The 17178-nt window shown below is 29.3% G+C and carries 27 protein-coding genes and 1 pseudogene; 9 read left to right on the plus strand and 19 right to left on the minus strand.

Annotated elements, in window-relative coordinates; translation table 11 throughout:
- Nucleotides 1-11: 11 nt before the first annotated feature.
- The 4 genes from bhYOR_RS04985 to bhYOR_RS05000 are packed head-to-tail and all read right to left on the minus strand — an operon-like array spanning nt 12 to nt 2391.
- Nucleotides 12-371 (minus strand): hypothetical protein, encoded by a 360-nt coding sequence (locus tag bhYOR_RS04985; protein ID WP_247088403.1) that lies wholly within the window; start codon nt 369-371, stop codon nt 12-14.
- Between the two features lie 49 nt (nt 372-420).
- A complete protein-coding gene (locus bhYOR_RS04990) occupies nt 421-816 on the minus strand; it encodes a single-stranded DNA-binding protein (RefSeq protein ID WP_247088376.1) in 396 nt (131 codons plus the stop codon).
- Nucleotides 809-1003 (minus strand): hypothetical protein, encoded by a 195-nt coding sequence (locus bhYOR_RS04995; protein WP_025434177.1) that lies wholly within the window; start codon nt 1001-1003, stop codon nt 809-811. Before bhYOR_RS04995 ends, bhYOR_RS04990 begins: the two co-directional genes overlap by 8 nt.
- Nucleotides 1004-1029: 26 nt before the next feature.
- Nucleotides 1030-2391: a DUF244 domain-containing protein gene (locus bhYOR_RS05000; RefSeq protein WP_247088378.1), complete on the minus strand. Its 1362-nt coding sequence runs from the start codon at nt 2389-2391 to the stop codon at nt 1030-1032.
- A 267-nt stretch (nt 2392-2658) separates the two neighbouring features.
- Here bhYOR_RS05000 and bhYOR_RS08305 point away from each other — a divergent pair, with 267 nt between their 5' ends.
- The 9 genes and pseudogenes from bhYOR_RS08305 (at nt 2659) to bhYOR_RS05035 (ending at nt 8479) form a co-directional block, all read left to right on the plus strand.
- A complete protein-coding gene (locus bhYOR_RS08305) occupies nt 2659-2754 on the plus strand; it encodes a plasmid maintenance protein (protein ID WP_331486832.1) in 96 nt (31 codons plus the stop codon).
- Nucleotides 2729-2950: a plasmid maintenance protein gene (locus bhYOR_RS08310; protein WP_331486833.1), complete on the plus strand. Its 222-nt coding sequence runs from the start codon at nt 2729-2731 to the stop codon at nt 2948-2950. Before bhYOR_RS08305 ends, bhYOR_RS08310 begins: the two co-directional genes overlap by 26 nt.
- Nucleotides 2895-3635 (plus strand): plasmid maintenance protein, encoded by a 741-nt coding sequence (locus bhYOR_RS05005; protein WP_331486834.1) that lies wholly within the window; start codon nt 2895-2897, stop codon nt 3633-3635. Before bhYOR_RS08310 ends, bhYOR_RS05005 begins: the two co-directional genes overlap by 56 nt.
- Nucleotides 3601-4656: a plasmid maintenance protein gene (locus bhYOR_RS05010; protein ID WP_331486835.1), complete on the plus strand. Its 1056-nt coding sequence runs from the start codon at nt 3601-3603 to the stop codon at nt 4654-4656. The genes bhYOR_RS05005 and bhYOR_RS05010 overlap by 35 nt, the downstream gene beginning before the upstream one ends.
- A 9-nt stretch (nt 4657-4665) precedes the next feature.
- Nucleotides 4666-5227, plus strand: a pseudogene (locus bhYOR_RS05015) (DUF226 domain-containing protein).
- Nucleotides 5203-6000, plus strand: a complete 798-nt coding sequence (locus bhYOR_RS05020) for a ParA family protein (protein WP_025434400.1) — start codon at nt 5203-5205, stop codon at nt 5998-6000. The pseudogene bhYOR_RS05015 and the gene bhYOR_RS05020 overlap by 25 nt, the downstream one beginning before the upstream one ends.
- 50 nt (nt 6001-6050) lie before the next feature.
- Entirely contained in the window at nt 6051-6623 is a 573-nt protein-coding gene (locus bhYOR_RS05025) for a chromosome replication/partitioning protein (protein ID WP_040126329.1), read from the plus strand.
- Between the two features lie 24 nt (nt 6624-6647).
- The gene (gene bdr / locus bhYOR_RS08360; RefSeq protein ID WP_025434399.1) at nt 6648-6953 is read left to right on the plus strand and encodes a Bdr family repetitive protein; all 306 of its coding nucleotides are present in this window, start codon (nt 6648-6650) and stop codon (nt 6951-6953) included.
- Nucleotides 6954-7246: 293 nt separating this feature from the next.
- Nucleotides 7247-8479 (plus strand): recombinase RecT, encoded by a 1233-nt coding sequence (locus bhYOR_RS05035; RefSeq protein WP_247088343.1) that lies wholly within the window; start codon nt 7247-7249, stop codon nt 8477-8479.
- Nucleotides 8480-8525: 46 nt separating this feature from the next.
- Here bhYOR_RS05035 and bhYOR_RS05040 read toward each other — a convergent pair whose 3' ends face one another.
- From bhYOR_RS05040 to bhYOR_RS05110, 15 genes are all read right to left on the minus strand, one after another.
- A complete protein-coding gene (locus bhYOR_RS05040; RefSeq protein ID WP_025434309.1) occupies nt 8526-8879 on the minus strand; it encodes a BBA14 family lipoprotein in 354 nt (117 codons plus the stop codon).
- 1 nt (nt 8880) lies between these two features.
- On the minus strand, nt 8881-9216 hold the full coding sequence (locus bhYOR_RS05045; RefSeq protein ID WP_025407106.1) for a BlyB family putative holin accessory protein: 336 nt from the start codon (nt 9214-9216) through the stop codon (nt 8881-8883).
- Nucleotides 9213-9533 (minus strand): BlyB family putative holin accessory protein, encoded by a 321-nt coding sequence (locus bhYOR_RS05050; RefSeq protein ID WP_025434310.1) that lies wholly within the window; start codon nt 9531-9533, stop codon nt 9213-9215. Before bhYOR_RS05050 ends, bhYOR_RS05045 begins: the two co-directional genes overlap by 4 nt.
- A complete protein-coding gene (locus bhYOR_RS05055) occupies nt 9530-9727 on the minus strand; it encodes a BlyA family holin (protein WP_025434156.1) in 198 nt (65 codons plus the stop codon). Before bhYOR_RS05055 ends, bhYOR_RS05050 begins: the two co-directional genes overlap by 4 nt.
- Nucleotides 9728-9797: 70 nt before the next feature.
- Nucleotides 9798-10625 carry a DUF685 domain-containing protein gene (locus tag bhYOR_RS05060; RefSeq protein ID WP_247088345.1) on the minus strand — a complete coding sequence of 276 codons (828 nt, stop codon included), beginning with the start codon at nt 10623-10625 and terminating at the stop codon, nt 9798-9800.
- An 11-nt stretch (nt 10626-10636) separates the two neighbouring features.
- A complete protein-coding gene (locus bhYOR_RS05065) occupies nt 10637-11239 on the minus strand; it encodes a DUF735 family protein (RefSeq protein ID WP_247088347.1) in 603 nt (200 codons plus the stop codon).
- 14 nt (nt 11240-11253) lie between these two features.
- Nucleotides 11254-12132 carry a DUF276 domain-containing protein gene (locus bhYOR_RS05070; RefSeq protein WP_025400196.1) on the minus strand — a complete coding sequence of 293 codons (879 nt, stop codon included), beginning with the start codon at nt 12130-12132 and terminating at the stop codon, nt 11254-11256.
- Complete coding sequence (locus bhYOR_RS05075; RefSeq protein ID WP_025434159.1) at nt 12129-12461, minus strand: hypothetical protein; 333 nt, start codon at nt 12459-12461, stop codon at nt 12129-12131. Before bhYOR_RS05075 ends, bhYOR_RS05070 begins: the two co-directional genes overlap by 4 nt.
- A 70-nt stretch (nt 12462-12531) precedes the next feature.
- Nucleotides 12532-13074, minus strand: coding sequence for a DUF777 family protein (locus tag bhYOR_RS05080; protein ID WP_281506146.1), 543 nt, complete (start codon nt 13072-13074; stop codon nt 12532-12534).
- A complete protein-coding gene (locus bhYOR_RS05085) occupies nt 13075-14061 on the minus strand; it encodes a DUF693 family protein (protein WP_025434161.1) in 987 nt (328 codons plus the stop codon).
- A gap of 4 nt (nt 14062-14065) precedes the next feature.
- A complete protein-coding gene (locus bhYOR_RS05090; RefSeq protein ID WP_025434162.1) occupies nt 14066-14701 on the minus strand; it encodes a DUF792 family protein in 636 nt (211 codons plus the stop codon).
- A gap of 13 nt (nt 14702-14714) precedes the next feature.
- Complete coding sequence (locus bhYOR_RS05095) at nt 14715-16061, minus strand: DUF759 family protein (protein ID WP_247088351.1); 1347 nt, start codon at nt 16059-16061, stop codon at nt 14715-14717.
- Complete coding sequence (locus tag bhYOR_RS05100; RefSeq protein WP_025400198.1) at nt 16058-16288, minus strand: DUF1322 family protein; 231 nt, start codon at nt 16286-16288, stop codon at nt 16058-16060. Before bhYOR_RS05100 ends, bhYOR_RS05095 begins: the two co-directional genes overlap by 4 nt.
- A complete protein-coding gene (locus bhYOR_RS05105; RefSeq protein ID WP_025400199.1) occupies nt 16275-16733 on the minus strand; it encodes a DUF1473 family protein in 459 nt (152 codons plus the stop codon). Before bhYOR_RS05105 ends, bhYOR_RS05100 begins: the two co-directional genes overlap by 14 nt.
- Nucleotides 16734-16757: 24 nt before the next feature.
- On the minus strand, nt 16758-17177 hold the full coding sequence (locus bhYOR_RS05110) for a DUF1463 family protein (RefSeq protein ID WP_025400200.1): 420 nt from the start codon (nt 17175-17177) through the stop codon (nt 16758-16760).
- Nucleotide 17178 lies beyond the last annotated feature (1 nt).

The raw sequence follows: 17178 nt of genomic DNA on the forward strand, positions 1-17178 counted from the left end.
ACCTCTAACCTTTAATCTTTAACCTCTACTATCAAATTTAATACTTTGAAATTCAACTTCAAACAGCGATAAATCTTCAAAAAAATTAACATAAGGTCCACAAACATAGAAGACCTGAAATGCTTATTTACAGAAAGACTTTTTTCCTTAATCTTAGTTATTCCACATATAGCTTTAATATGTGGAATCCTTAGGCAAAACCTTAAAAAAATATCAAGATAATGCCTCGCCAATGAACAAGTAAATTCCTCATCGTAAGGTTTTACAAGCACTACCGCTCCCTTCTCAACTACCTTACTAAATAAAACTTCTTCAAATTCATCTCTTTGGTCCATCATCTTCTCTACAAGTTCAATTTTTGCATAGGTCATACTCAAAACTCCTTAGCTTACAATTATTTTTGATTGCAATATATCATTCCTAAAAAGGGATATCCTCATGAAACCCTTCATCAGAATCAACCTTATTAGGTGCTCTTAAAGCAGGTAATGGGCTTAGTATTTGAATCTCATCCACTAAAATGCTGCTCTTGCTTCTCTTATCACCAGTTCGCTTGTCATCCCAACTCTCATACCTTAAAGACCCATTAACTACAACTTGTTTCCCCTTTAAAAGAAATGCTATTAGTCTTTCTGCTCTACTCCCAAAAAGCACACAATCAAAAAATTGAGCATAATCTATCCATTCATTATTCCTTTTTATTCTCCTATTATTAGCTAAACCAAACTTCAAAATAGGAATGCTGTTGTTAACGTAAGTAATTTCACTGTCTCTAGTCAGACGTCCTGATAATACTACTGAATTAATATCAGACATGAGAGCTCTCCTTATCCCTTAATCTACTCATCATTTCCATGAGTCTTAAATCATGATCAAGTCTTCTCATATCCTCTAAAAATTCTTGTCTTGAGTAATAATCATAAATTATTTTTTCTAAAGTTCTTTTGCTAAATTTACATAAAAACTTCACAACCTGATAAGTAATTAGTAAAAGTACTACCATAAAGCTAATCCTCATAACCTCCAACCTTAAGCACTTACAATGGAAGTTTCAATATCAGACCATTGCTGCACTGAATCTAAACTACTAGCAAGAAAACTGATATTGCCACTTAAAGACTTAAATCTATCTTTAATAGCTCGCTTGGTTGTATCTAAAGAGAATAGAATACCTTCAAAATTATAATTTACATGTTCCATTAATGAAAATTCTGCAAATATTTCATCTATTCGGGATTTAAGTTTATCTTTCATGGGTTTTGTTGCCTTATATAGCTCTTGTGTATGTCTACTCTTAGCTATCTCTTCTGCTTCTTCTATCTCTGTTTGCAAAGTACTAATTTCACTAAGATATCCTTTCAACAGATTATCCTTCTCTTCATCAATCTCCAGGTCAGTACATCTTACAAATTCTAGAAAGTTATCTTTATACTCTGATTCTGAAAAATATTTGTATACCTCACTACTCTCAATCCCTTCTTGAATTAGTTCACTTAAACTATCTAAATCTATATTCTCAATATCATACTTTGCTCTTAAAGCTTCAGAAATACTACTTACTTCCGCTTCCATTGTTGAAACATCAAACATTACTTCATTAATAAACTTATCATTCCTCTCAATTACACAATTAATAGCTTCATTACCTATTAGAAAAAACAGATTCCCCTTACTTAAACCTGTACATAAAAGTTGTATTTGCACTTGAACGTAATACTTGAAAAAGTATTTGTTTTCTAAAAAATTACCATTCTTATTGTATTCAATTACAGCACTCTTTAAATAAATATTATCACTGCATTTAATTTCTAAAAGCTCTGCTTCCCCTTCTTGGTTTTCAAACCAACCATCAATTGTTGAGCCAACCAAATTGTCCCGTCCCTTAAACTTCTTGAAGTAATTATATTTATCTATCCCATTTGCATATTTATTCTTATGTAAAACAGCAATCTCATCAGAATGCATACGTACAAATTCATCAAACCCTAAATTCTCAAGTAGCTTTCCTTTCCTCATGCTTAAGTTCTCTTCTAATGAAATCTCTTTTCCTAATAATTTCAAGACCCTATCAAGCATTAATTTTGAAACACTCTCAGCTCCAATAAACATACTCCCAACTTCACTTGCTCCTATACGCTTTAATGAATTCCTTTGAATACTAAAATCAACTTTGCTATTAAACTTGAAACATTCATTTTTGCCAATTCTTGATAGCTTGCGTCCTATTCTGCTGATTTTACTTACACTTTTTTGTCCCTTATTAATCTGGTCTTGACTTTGATGTGCAAATGAATCAAATCCTTCAAACATTTTTTGATCATACAAACTTGGCTGCTCCATTCCTACCTCTACTATTTTCTCTTTTGTTTTTGTTGCTTTTATATTTGTCATATTAATCTCCTATTATTTACTGTGTTTTATAACAAAAATAATATAGCAAAAATTGTTTTTGTCAAAACTTTTGCTATATTATTTTTGTTAAATTTTAAAAAAAATCTTTTTTATTAAAAGAGAAGTTTACTTTTTAATATTTATTGAGTTATTATGGTTAGTAATAAAACACAATAAATAATAGGAGATCATAAATGAGAGGTACAAAAAAAGCCTACCAAAAAACATCAATACAAATTAATCGTTTTAATATCAACATTAAACTACATGAACTTAAAGTTTAAAAAATACACTCAAAGCAACATACTTTATTACTTTAACGGAAATTTAAGACGCAATGGTCACAAAAGAAACTACTCTTAAAACACTTCAAAAATATCTTTATAAATTAGAAAAAGAATTAGGTGTCACAATTAATTATTACAGACATTTGGGTGTTAACATGGGAACTGAAATTCACTATAACCTTAAGTATTCTAAAAAAGAATGTCATCGCATAATCAATAAACTCTTTAGAGAGAAAAAAAGAAGAGAGGCACAAAGATCGTGTAAATGCTAGTCTTGAAAAAAGATGTAATAAAAAGGGGAGTGTAGAAAAAGGGGAGTGTATATATAATATATATAATAAAGATAAAGAAGAAAAGAAAGACATAAAAGAAATAGAAAAACTGCAAGTAAAAAAGTACGCTAAGAAATGCAATTTTAAATCAAATGCTTTCTTCTCTATTTTGAATTTAAAACTAGAAAAAGATGTTACAATTAAAGTGCTTAAGGTACTTAAAAGAACAGAAAACTTCATTGAAAAAACTAAACACAAGAAAAAAAGCAACATTAAGCCAAAAGAAAACAAGATTGCAAGTAAGCAAAAGGAATTAAGTAGAATACTGGATGAAACAAAAATTATCTTAAAAAATGAAGGCTATAATAGTAAACAGTTGGAAGTCCAAATACAAAAGGTATATGAGCAATATAAAGATAAACCACACTTTATCATAGAGAACAATAAGTACAATGACTTAGAAAAGATAATAGGGAAGCTTAAAAAGTCAGTTGAACGTGTTAAAGTAACCGAAAAAGAAGATGAGAAAGAAATTAGGAATAACGTATTTAGCATACTTCTTGAACAATTAAGACATAAAGTAGACACATCAGTTTTAATACCAATACTGAAAGAATATTTAAACAAACAGAACAAATTGGAGTATTTTAATATCTACACTAAACTACATGAACTTAAATCTTAAAAAATACACCCAAAGCGACATACTTTATTACTTTAATAACAATATGAAAAGAAATGGCCAAAAGCTTGCTAAGCTTAAAACACTTCAAAACTATTTATACAAATTAGAAAAAGAATTTAAAGTAACAATTAATTATTACAAACATTTGGGTGTTAACATGGGAACTGAAATTTATTACAAACTTAAATACTCTAAGAAAAAATGTTACCGCATAATCAATAAACTCTTTAGAGAGAAAAAAGAAAATAAATTTCAAACTCGCGTTAAAGCAAATATTAAAAAGGCTTGCACTAAAAAGGGGAGTGTAGAAAAATGGGAGTGTATATATAATATATATAATAATAAAAAAGAAGAAAAGAAAGACATAAAAGAAATAGAGAAACTGCAAGTAAAAAAGTACGCTAAGAAATGTAATTTTAAATCAAATACTTTCTTCTCTATTTTGAATTTAAAACTAGAAAAAGATGTTACAATTAAAGTGCTTAAGATACTTAAAAGAACAGAAAACTTCATTGAAAAAATTAAACACAAGAAAAAAAGCAACATTGAGCTAAAAGAAAACAAGCTTGCAAGTAAGCAAAAGGAATTAAGTAGAATACTGGATGAAACAAAAATTATCTTAAAAAATGAAGGCTATAATAGTAAACAGTTGGAAATCCAAATACAAAAGGTATATGAGCTATATAAAGATAAACCACACTTTATCATAGAAAACAATAAGTACAATGACTTAGAAAAGATAATAGGGAAGCTTAAAAAGTCAGTTGAACGTGTTGAAGCAACCGCAAAAGAAGATGAGAAAGAAATTAGGAATAACGTATTTAGCATACTTCTTGAACAATTAAGACATAAAGTAGACACCTCAGTTTTAGTACCAATGCTAAAAGAATATTTAAACAAACAGAATAAATTAGAGTATAACAAGGTATTTAATAATCATTATTACTACGAAATTTTAGAGTTAGTAGAGAGTGGTGGGAATTATTTAAAATTAGGAGAATCTGAGAAAATTACCAGTTAAGGATTAGTTGTGGAGAGTGTATTAGAACGCCTCAAGAAAAAGGAATCAGAGATTAAAAAAAATAGAAAAAAAACATATCTTTGCTAAAGTAGAAGAGAACAATGGTAGAAAAATATATCACACAAAGATAATGAATGATTTATATACGTTTGGAGTACATAGGAGACAAAGTAGTAAGTTTTTTATCGCATTTAGAGGATTATTTAATAAAGAAAAGATAAACACACTGAATTTATTTTCTATAAAAGAGAATGATAAATTCTTAGGTATTTATTACGGGTATAGAAAACCAGTACAAAACATTATAACAAGATATGAAGAAAATGGTGTCGTAAAAGCATATACTTTTTCAAAAGTTTATTACATAGAATTTAGATTTAAAAAAGGGAGTGTGTTTTGCTATATCAAAGGAATATCTCGTTTGATTAAGAAAGAAAAATTAGAGACACAATATAGTAAATTTTTACTTGAATTAATGGTGAATTTAGAAAATCAAGTATATGAGTTTTACAATAAAAAATTACCAGATGGGGGTTTTATAAATAAATGGATAGAAAAAAAACTAAAGTAATTACAATTGCATCGATTAAAGGTGGTGTCGGTAAAAGTACGACTAGTCTCATATTAGCTACTTTGCTGGCAAAAGAGTATAAAGTACTCTTAATAGATATGGATACGCAAGCATCGGTTACTAGTTATTTCTTTAACGAGATAAAAGAAAACAATATAAATTTAATAGAAAAAAACATATGTGAGGTTTTAAAAGGAGATTTGGAGATTGATAATGCAATTTTTAATATTGAAGGCAATTTAGATTTACTTCCTAGTTATTTAACTTTACATAGTTTAAATGAAGATTTTTATTGTGCAAATAGGCATAAATCTATTGATTTAAAGTTAAAGGTAGAATTAAGGAGGTTGAAAATAAATTATGATTACATAGTGATTGATACTAATCCGAGTTTAGATTTTACATTAAAATGTGCTTTAAATTCTACTGACTATATTATAGTGCCGATGACAGCTGAAAAATGGACACTTGAAAGCTATGAACTTTTAGAGTTTTTCATTAAAAAATTGGAAAGGTTAACACCAATTTTCTTTATTATAACAAGGTTTAAAAAAAATAATACACATAAAAAATTATTGCAAATAATTCAAGAAAAGGATAATTTTTTAGGTTTCGTATCTGAAAGGGAAAGTCTAAATAGAAAAATAGCAAGCAACAGTGATTTTGATTTAAAGTCGGATTCTATCATAGAATATGATCAGATATTGAGTAATTTATTATATCGCATAAAGCTTAATAACGATAAAATAGAAGTTCCTAGTATAAGTGTATAAGTTGTCCAGCGCTGGACAACTGTAAAAATTCAACAAATCAAGGGGATTTTATGAATAAAAAAAATAATGATGAAATAATAATCAGTGCAAGAAATTTAAACAATGATAAAAATTCTATTTTATTGGTTAATAAAGATATTAACGTAAGTAATGACCAGAAAAGATTTGACCTTTTAAAAAATAAGTTAAAGGATAATATAAAAGATGATATCTATAATAAAATAGAGGCCATGCATATTTTAAGAGAGATAAAGGGAAAAGAATATTATAAGTTAGATGGGTATAAAAGCTTTTCTCAATTTATAAAAGATTATAAACTAGCCAAATCTCAGGCCTATTCTTATTTAAGGATAGCTAGTGCTATTCAAGATGGAATTTTAAAAGAAGAATATTTAGTTGAAAATGGATTTAGGCAGTCTTTATCTTTTTTGATGGAAAAGGAAAGTAGAAATTTGAAGAAATCAAAAGTAAATCCAATAAAGCCACTAAGATTTCAGCTTAAAAGCCAAGATAGTTATGATTTTTATAAAAAGAATGCTAAGTTTACTGGCTTTGTATTAGATAAACTTTTTTCAAGTGAAAAAGATTTGCTTGAAAAGTTTATGAAAGAATTTAAAAGTTGAAAAGGCGATTCATAAGGAGTGTTTATGAATAATTTGGCATATAAAACATATAAAACAGAAGATTTAAGGATTGAATTCTTAAATAAGGGGTTTGCTGAAGCAGCAGTAGATTTCATTTTACTTCATAATAACAATTTTAATTTTGAAGTCTTAAGAGAAAAAAATAAAAGCAATATTCCAGTTTTGAGAGAGAAAATTAAAAATAATCATTCAGTATTACTAGAAAAGATTAGTGTAGGAAATATAATTTCCATTGTTATTACAGTAATAGAAATACCGATAATTATATTTATTATCATGTCTCTCATAAGTAAGTTCTTTATAGGATAAAAAAGTTATTGTGAACAAGGGTTGATTTTATTTGAAATTTGTTGTATTTTACTAGTATTAGTAGTGCTATTCATTGTAGAACTACCTTATTATTTTGTTCAATTTAGACAGACTTTAAGTCTTTGTTAGCAAGTTCTTCTTGAAGAAGTGTTAACAAAGACTTAAATTTTTATTTTCAATATCAATAGTCCAATATTCCATAAATTTTTTTAACAAAAATTTCATAAAACTTGACAAATTTAGTTTTTGCTATTATTATTTATTTATAAAATAAATAATAAGGGGTGTTAATCATGACAAATACAAAGAATATAGCAAAACCTGAGATATCAAATACGATTAGTATAATAACAGAAAAAATGAATTCAAGTAATATTTATGAGGTATGGGAAGCATATAAGAGTATGCATGGACTTAAAAGAATGGATACTCAATCAGAGAGAGAAATCTTAACTTTACTACAAGTAAATAATCTAAATCCATTCAAGAAGGAAGCATACATAATTCCATTTAATGGGAGATATGCAGTTGTGGTAGCATATCAAACCTTACTTATAAGGGCATATGAGGCAGGGTATAGTAAATATAGCCTTGAATTTAAAGAAGAGATGGTTAAGACAATTAAAATTGATTCTAAGGGCAATAAAATGGTACAAGAAGATTGGCAATGTACAGCTTACTTCAAATCAGAGCATGGTAATATTTATAGTTTTTCTGTTTTATTTAATGAGTATTACAAAAACTCACCTATTTGGAGAGAGAAACCAGTATTTATGTTAAGGAAATGTGCAGTTAGTTGTCTATGCAGAACTTTGCCAGGTGCGGGGCTTGAGAGTATGCCCTATATAAGAGAAGAGCTAGGAGATACAGATAATCTTTATGAAGCTCATAAGGTACAACAAATAGGGCATACTGAAACTGAGAAAATAGTGACTAAAGAGATGCACCCTGTTGATTATGAGTCTGTTACCAAAAGTGATAATAAGCATGTACCATCCAATCTATCAATTGAGAGTGAGGAAGATAATGATGCAAATACCTTAGGAACTAGACAAGACACAACAGAGGAACAATCTAAGGGTGTAGAAACCCCACCTGTAGATGTGAATAGAGTTGTGAAATCTAATAATACTAATACAGTAGGAGTAAATAAAGATAATAAAGCTAATTCAATTAAGTTTAGTTGCTATAAAAGTCTTCTTATAGCAGCACGTGGTATGCATAAGCATTTGGTTGATAAACCATTTGAGAGTATATCGCAGATAAATGCATATTTAAGTGCTATAAAGAAGGGGGATGATTCTTCCTTTTTAGAGTATTTTAATATGAATAAAGCTTTAAGGAGTGTTAACTATTGGATAGAACTCATTAGAGAATATATATTTAAGAATAATCATCTTATGAGGAAGTTAGATCAATTTGAGGCATTTATAGCGCTTATGCAGCCTAAATATGAGGATAGTCCACTCAGATTATTTGGATTCTTGTCAAGAGAAGAAGAATTAAGATATTTATTTGATACATAGATGATAATTTAAAGCAAATAAGCCCCATTAGGGGCTTTAAATAATATTAATTTTTTAGTTTTGAATATTTTTTGTAAACCGCTTCAGCAATAGGTTTAGTTATCTTGATGTATGCTTTGAAAATGTTGATATTAAACATTAAATCCTGGATTGTCTGTTCAGACTTGAGTGTAGAAGAATCAAAATAAGTAAACTTAGGATACTTTGGGTCATTAACTTTCTTTTTTGTACGTGTTAAGAATACTTGCAAGTACATAACATAATCAGCTAGCTTAGCTTCATAAGTACTTAATTCTGTGAGGGTTTGGGTTTTAGGAAATGTTGGTTCTTCCGTTAGAGAAGCAATAGATGTACATGAGAAGATAAGCGTTAAGAAAGTTAAATTTACTAGTTTTTTCAAATTAGGCCTCTTTTAACATTTTGATGTAAGTACTCATGAGCTTATTACGTTTAGCTCTAAGTTGGGAAATGTATTTTGAATAATCATCATAATCCCCAGCAGTTTCTATTATCTCGATGTTGAGCCTTAGTATTTCTTCAATTTCAGAGAGTAGTTTGATAGCTTCCTTTTGTTCCATTTGATATACACTTGCCTCATATAGTGAGTAAAAATAATTAACCACTTTGGTGAAAATATTAATGTAGGTTACGGTGTTTTTACCTTGGTGGTTATTTTTTATAATTTCTGTAAATTTGTTTAGGATATCAACACTCAATTTAGCAGTACTTAATTTCATTTGACCTCCTTTTCAATTGATGAGATTTCTAATGGTAATTGCATATTATCTGGATTGCTATTAACCTTTTCTATGAATTTTTTGATTTTAGTTTGGATAGGTTCAAGTGTTTCTCTTATTTGCGGAGTTAAGGCATTCTCTAACCTTTCCATATTTTGTGTATAGATAATCTGATATTCTGTGTAAATGTCATTTAATAGCATGAATGTTTTATGAGCATTTTCATTAAACGACCCATCTTCAAAATTAGATAGTGTGTCAAATAATGTTACGATTGCATTTAAAGCAGTATCTAAAGAATTACGATCAAGTATCATAAATCCTCCTTTTCTTTGTCTCTGTCATGTATTTTTATCTTACTTAATAAGATACTTAGCATATCTTTGATTACTGGTTTGAAAATCAAACCCAGACTTAATATAAAAATACTAATAATGATTAACTTCACTTCATTGATGTTAATTAGTTGAAGTAAAAAATCTAATATGTTATTAATACTTAATTCATTCAACTTTATCACCTCGAGTTTATAATAGGTAAGCTACAACTATATAGCAAAGAATAGCAAAAACTATATAAAGTTATAACTTTACTAAAACCGGAACACGATTACCATTTATATATCCACGTTTTTGAATGTACCATCCTCTAAGTACTGGACATAAAATATCTACATAAGCATTTTTAGCACCGTAATAATATGCTGTTGACTTTTGTGAGCTATCAGTGTATTTAAGTGCTACTTTTTTTGCATATTTAGTACCAGACGCATTGATTGTGAGAGCAACAGTAATGTCTAAATAAATAGGGTTATCATCATCAGATGTATAAAATAAGAGTTCAACTTCTTGATTTGAATATTCTGATGTCATGTCTAATACGTAAGCTTGATTTTTAAAATAAGATGGGTAAATATATGAACTTGTAGTTTTGCTTTTTGTTGTAGTAAACCCAGAAGGAATTCCTGTTAAATATTCAGGTACTGGGGATTTTTGTAGCGTACTATAATTCATAATTACAAACTTATCATTTTTAGTTAATGTAGTTGATGATATATTTCCTATAATTCTGTCTCTTACTTTATCAGAAATATTATAAACACCGTTATTGGCATTGTTGAGTAATTTTTCAAGCACTTTATTATAAGCTTGATTTATAAAGTTTTCATTTGCTAATAGTTCAGTAGCAATTGTGTCTTTAATGACTTCTTTGAAATACTCAAGTCCCTCATTTTTGAAGATTTTGTCTTTAGTTTTTTTAAGAAAATTTTCATATGTAATTGCATTGCAATTAGAACCTCCATCATCAAGTAGCATTAAATCAGTTTTTTGAATATCACCAACTCTGTTTAGGTTGTTGATTTGGATAAATTCTTCTTCATCAATTAAGAGTTTCTCTTCACTTGACATTAATGTTCTCCTTAATTAAAAGTAATAATTTCTATGTTTTCATTATTTGTAATTTTTAAGACACGTCCTATAGGAATGAGATTTTTTATAAATGCATAAATTGAGTGTGAATATCCTTTAGGAAGGAAATTGAATGTTAAAAATTTATATGCCGTTTTAAATCCTTTTTTTGTTTGATGTAATCGAATACGTTTTGGTTTATGCCCTTTAACGGTGCTAGGAGAGATAAAGGAAATAAAGTTAGTTTTTATCCTGTTTAATAATTTTATGTTAATTACACCAGCTTGTGGGGTAGTAACTTCAATATCGACATTTAAGAAGGCCTTAAAAAGTCTTATAAATGATTCATCAGTGCCAATATGACGTAAAGCAAAAAGCACACTATCAATGTTTGCTACAAGTGATTCGAGTGGTTGGCTTTCAGAGTAAAAGATTCTAAATAGATTGGATAACCAAATGGCAATAAAACGTGATGAGCAGTGGCGTGTAGCAGTAATACTTGTGAAATTAGAATTTAGCCTTTTTAGTTCTAAATACATTGTATTTGCATACTCTAATTCATTTTGTATGAACTTTTCAACCCCAGTATCTTGAAGATGGATGGGTATTTGCATTTTTAATAGCTCCTTTAAGTTGTAATGTCAATGATTAATCTGTCAGTAAGATTGAAGATAAGTATTTCCTCAGGCTTAACTTCAATATTAGTATTTTCCTTAAATTCTGAATCAGTAATGCTTGCAATTTTAGTGTCATCTGTGTCTTTAATGCAAGCATATATTTTCATACTCTTAATTCCCTTAATTTCATTAACAGGAGCTATAAAATCTTGATATTCAAAGCTGATACCCATATCAGGATAGTTATTAGTTACAATACGTTTGTATATATCTCTTATTTGCATGTCTATGTTAAGATATATGTGATTTTTAAGATCAAGTTGATATTTTACTTTAAGGTATACGTATTTTTTCTTTCCTAAAGATATTTTATAGCTTTTGAGTTGATTGTGAGTGTTAAGGCCATCAATTGTGATACTACCATTAAAGAGTGTACCTACAGGCATAGTTGAATAAAGCACTTTCCAAAGTTTGGCTTTAAATGTAGAATCAGTGATATCAGTTTTACTAGAATTTAGTAAAGAGTCATTTAATATAAGATAAATATCAGCTGTTCCGACTTTAGAATCAATATTGACGTACTCTATTTCTTTAAGTTTAAGCAATGATGAACGAACCGCATCAAAGGTAGTACTCTTAACACTTATGTGCTCTTCGATTGCCTTAAAGTATTCGCCACCGGGACTTACTTTAGAGAAAAATGAATTAAGTTCATCAATGATTTGTTCTTCAATTGTTGCAAGTGAGGTTGCAATAATATTGTAAATAGAGGATGGGTCATTATTAATTACAATCCCATGCATATCTCGTAAGTATGCTCGTTTGGCATTAACTATTTGTTGGATATTCTGTTTTAGAATACCAAAATCAGGATCAAAAAGAATGCTCATATTCTAATCTCCATATCTAAAGTGTCGTTTGCAAATTCAAATATAATGTTTAATGTGTTATTTTTAGTAATTGTTTCAATGTTGACAACATCAATTTTGAGGTCTTGTATAATGCTTGAAAAGTAAGTTTTAATTTGTGTTAAAGAGCTTGTCTTAGCAAACCTTGTAAAGAAATTATAATCAAATCCCCAATTAGGAGCATTCTTAAGACTACCCTTTGGAGTTCTTAAAAATATAAATAAACGTTGCTTTTGTTCATTTATTCCACTAGTTAATGCTAAGTCTTTTTTAAAAACCAAATTAAATTGATTGTCAATCTGTAAATCCAATCTTTAACCTTTTAATGATTCTAATTTAACCTTTAACCGGTAGTAAGTATAGCACTATTTTAGCAAAAACCTATTTTAGTAACATATTTATTTTATTTGTAATCTTTGTAAGATTGCTGTAAAAGCTAGGTTCAACACTAGCATTCCCAATTACCCGTAAATTGTATAGACAAGAAACAATTTCTTCTAATACTGACCTTAAACTTGTATTGTTAGCTTTAATGTCTATGGGGTTTTGTATGTCAATTGCAAAGTCATTAACTTTGATAGTAGCATTTTGCATGTTAATTGGCCTTAGAATATAAAAATAGTTTTTGTCAAAATAATGATTATCATCCTCATTAAAAAGGTTAATACTACTTTGAAGTAAGATTACCCCGTCATTTTCTTTAAGATTAAAATGCATGTTTGATATATTGCGTGTCTTAATCTCTAAGTCTGTGTGTCCAGAGAGTAAAACAACACCTTTTTGTGTAGAGGTGTTAAAAGATTTAATTATTCCTATTTTAGAGATAAAAATGTTTCTATAAATCCATAGTTTTATTTCTTCTTGTGTTAACGGGGAGCCTTTCATTTGGCTATTCATTCTGTATATTTCATAATTCAAGTTCATTTATTTAGCCGTCCCATTTATTTCTAAGTAATTAGAGTCATCATAAAGCTTAAGGATAAGCGAACATTCACCAGTATTGCTTAAGATAGCATTAGACTCTATAATACTGCTTTTAACTTCTTTTCCAAGCGAGTCAATAAATTTTATCCTGTCACCAACTTTCAGTTTGTGTGTGTACATAACTTTGGCATTCCAATATATAAATCTTATACTTAAAGTACTGCCAATAGTAATCTCTTGTTGAGGAATAAACTGCAGACCAAAATCTTCAAGAGGTAGATAATTTGTATTTTGCTCTGCAGGTGTGGCGTTAGTAAAAATATAATTACACTCAACATGAGTGTTCCCGAGAGCCGATTCTTTAATAAGTTGTGTATGCTCCTTAGGTACAATATCTGTTCTAACGCTTTGAACATACTTTTTAGTTATCTTTTCAAGAAACTCAAGAGGAGTATTTGCACAAAAACTTTCTGTTATAATTTTTGTTCTATCAGCATAGCTCATATTGATAATGCATTTACCAGGAAAAGCTGATTTAATTGCATTCTCTACACTCATTCCTTGGAATTGATTTATTTTAAGCTTGCGATTGAAATAATTACTTTTTGTTGCCAAATGAATTTCAAGGTCAACACTAAAATCACCATTAGCATAATCAGTACTCATAGGAACACCCAAATAACCTGCCATAATAAAGTCATAATCTTTAGAGTCTGCGAACTTTTTATAAGATATTTTTACAATATCTCCTTCATTTACATTATCGGTAAAGTCTATAGGTAGGTTCCAAAGGGTTAGCTTGCTTTTCTTTGCACACACATAATTGTTACTTGAGTACATATCAGATATTGATATGTCAATGTGTATTCCATCTTCAGTTTTAATTATAATTTTAGGCTTTTCTTCTGATGTGATATTCTTAGTGCTAGTTTTACTTGGATTATAAAATTCGATTTTGAAGTCGTATTTGATAAGTCTACATTCCATGAAGTTACCCTTTATATATTGAAAATGTTTTAAGAACTTCTAAGGTAAGACTAATTTCAACCTCATCAAGGTATACTGTGTCCTTAAGGGTAAGAGAGGTAATTGCAACAATACCCCTGAACCCTAAAGTTGGACTGTAGAAACTAAATGGTACACTCTCTTCAACTCTATTAATAAGTTGTTGTTTTGCCAGATTACTGGTATGAGGAAAGATTAACTTTCCAAAAGCCGTATTAGCCGAGAATTTAAGCAGTTCCTTATAAGCACTAGTTAATACAGCATTATTTAATGTGATAACTTCACCAGTGAAAGTTGGATTGTAACTTACATATTCAGATTTACGTGTGTAGTAGTCAATTACAGGACGCTTTGAACATGTTGTGGTGTAAGTTGTGCTAATTAGTTCAGTTTTGGGTAAGATGAAAAATCCTTGTGGAACGTATCCAAGTCCCTTAAAGTCCATCCTTGGACATAAACTTAAGAAGTTATATGCCATAAACACACTAGAAATTTCATTGAATGTTTCTTTAAGGATACTTGTTACTTGTGATGGAGTAAGCTTTAAGAAGTCTAGTGTTGCCTTTACTGGTGCTGTGTCTTTATATTTATGAATAAAGTCTGTTGTAAATTGTGGTATCATATTTAAATGTTCCTTAAGGTGTTTTTATACTTGCGTCTGTTTCTAATTTTGATTCAGTATCAGTACTTAAGAGTGGTGAATGGCTTTTATCTGTTGTAGGTATTGAACCAAATAACCATTTGTATGCCCAATTAGGCAATGTTAATTTTAGAATTTGATTTCCAAGCTTTATAAGCCATTCGTTAATGTCACCGAAAAAACTTTTAATTCCGTCTATTATGGGCTCAACAATATGTGTTTTGACGGTAAAACCTGTTAACCATTTAGCTATGGTTTCTATTTTTTCCAACATGGGTTGGAATACACTAGCTGAAAGTTTTCCAAATGAATCTTGAGCTTTATCCAGACTATCCTTAATTTTTTCAGCTTCACTAGCATAAGTAGGAAACTCAAGAGAGTTCCAGTCCTTAATAATTTCTTTTAATTTGTCTGTTCTGTAATCAAAGGTATAACCAGTTGCTACTCTGTCATATTCCATTTCAGCTCGTTCATTATATTTATCAGTAAATTTATTAAATGAACTCATAATGTTATAAAGAGAACCGCTTTTGCCTTGCAAGAATTCTGCTACTGCAGTAATAGCAGAATTCTTATCACCAACAACCCCGGTAGATTTAAGCTTTGCAGCAAATGTTACAGCCTGCTTAAGATTATCGTCATTGTTTTGACCTAAGTGTTGTAATACTTTTCTAAGAGTCCCAGCAGAGTTGAGAAAATCTTCTCTTTCAATGCTGTTCCCAAAACCAGGTATGCCTTGAAGCATGCTATCAAGTTTGCTCTTTTCATTTGTTGTAAATACTCTTGAAGTAATTAAGTCAAGCTTTTGAAATCTAGCATCATTAAGTATAGATTTTTTTGCAAAATTCAAGATATCACCAATACCACTTTGAAAGGTATGACCCACTATATGTCCAAGAGCAGTTCCAGTAGCAATTTTCAAAATGCTGCCGCCTTTAAGAATACTTTTTTGAATAGCTTTGTGAAGTATTGTTTCCTTATGCTTGCCACTTTTCATTTCTTCATATTCTAATTGTCTTCGGTCTTTACTTGACATAAGTGAACGCTTGAATGCTTTTTTTCTAGCTTCTTCAAATTTGTATCCTAGCTTAACAAGTTTTTTAGTTTCAGTAAATCTAAACTTTTCTACCCTTTCTCGTAATTTCTCATATTTGGTTTGTTTGGCTAGTTCACGTTTCTTCTCAGATAAGTTATGTTTTAAGATATCTTTAGTGCTCTTTAGAGAAGATTTTTTAGGTTTAATTAAATGTTCTAGTTTAGAAATGTCTTTTTCTAATGATTTGCGAGTTGATGCATGATCTAGCACTCCTGTAAATTTAATTGTAAATTTTGGAGTATTCATAACATTCCCTTAGAGAGAGTCATTTCAAATATTTGCTTTTCAAGTTTCAGATTCGATATTTTGTAAACCTCATTTAGTTCTTCGTAGTTCAATGTTTTGACTTCATTTAAAGTGCAAATACCCATGATAACAGGAAAGAAATATTTGTTTTGTTTTATCTCTTCAAGTAACTTAAAATATTCAAGTTTGGTTTCATTAAAGATTTTACTTCCATTATGGATTTTCATCCTGTATCCCCATTGATGTTTGTTGTGACTTGATATTTTGTATTATCTGTTCATAATTCCAACTATCATTAATGTAATCAAATTGTACAAATCCATCAGCATTATTTAGATAATGGCTTAAGTAAACTAAAGTTGGTTTCTTAAAGTCAGGATCTGATTTGAATACATCAAACTGAATTGAGTAAAGTATGTACTTAAGATAATCTTTGTAGTAAGTAATGTACTCTCTATTTTCATTTAAAATAAAGTAAAATTCATCTAAAAAGCCAGGTTTAATCATAAGGTCTGTTATTGCTCTTAAGTATTCAAGATTATTAAGTTTTTTGATGCCTTCATTTTGTGAAAATCCTAATATAGAGTCCCATTCGTAAACGGGCAGTACTCTTACTTCAAATGTAAAAGTCTTATCTTTAGTTAAGATATTCATTTTGTAACGCGTAATCATAAAATCCTCCTTAAGCGTTCAAAATTAGGTGTTTACTGTGCAGTTAACCGCTCTGATTTCAAATGTAACCTTTTCAGCCTCAGCAGAATAACTTCTTGAAGGTTCTTCTGCAAAAAATGCATATTGAGATACAATTTTGATGTCTTCTAAGTCATTGAATACTAAATCTAACATCTTTGCAGTTTTACTTTGATGAGTATTATAAAATTGGTCTTTTGAAAGCTTTGTTAGCAATTTGTACTCATAAGATCCAATTGTAACTTCAATATTGAATATGAAAGTAATGGTTCTAGGATCCCTGAAGCTAACTACGGGGAAACCCCTATCTTCACTGCTAGCTACTGCTCTTGTTGTAGGTTCACTTGTAAGTTCTAACTTACCGCCTTGAATTTCATTCCCACCAATTGAAAAAAATATGTTCCTTAAATCATAGTATTGTTCCATT

This window comes from Borrelia nietonii YOR (assembly GCF_023035795.1).
In the GTDB taxonomy this organism is placed as follows: domain Bacteria; phylum Spirochaetota; class Spirochaetia; order Borreliales; family Borreliaceae; genus Borrelia; species Borrelia hermsii.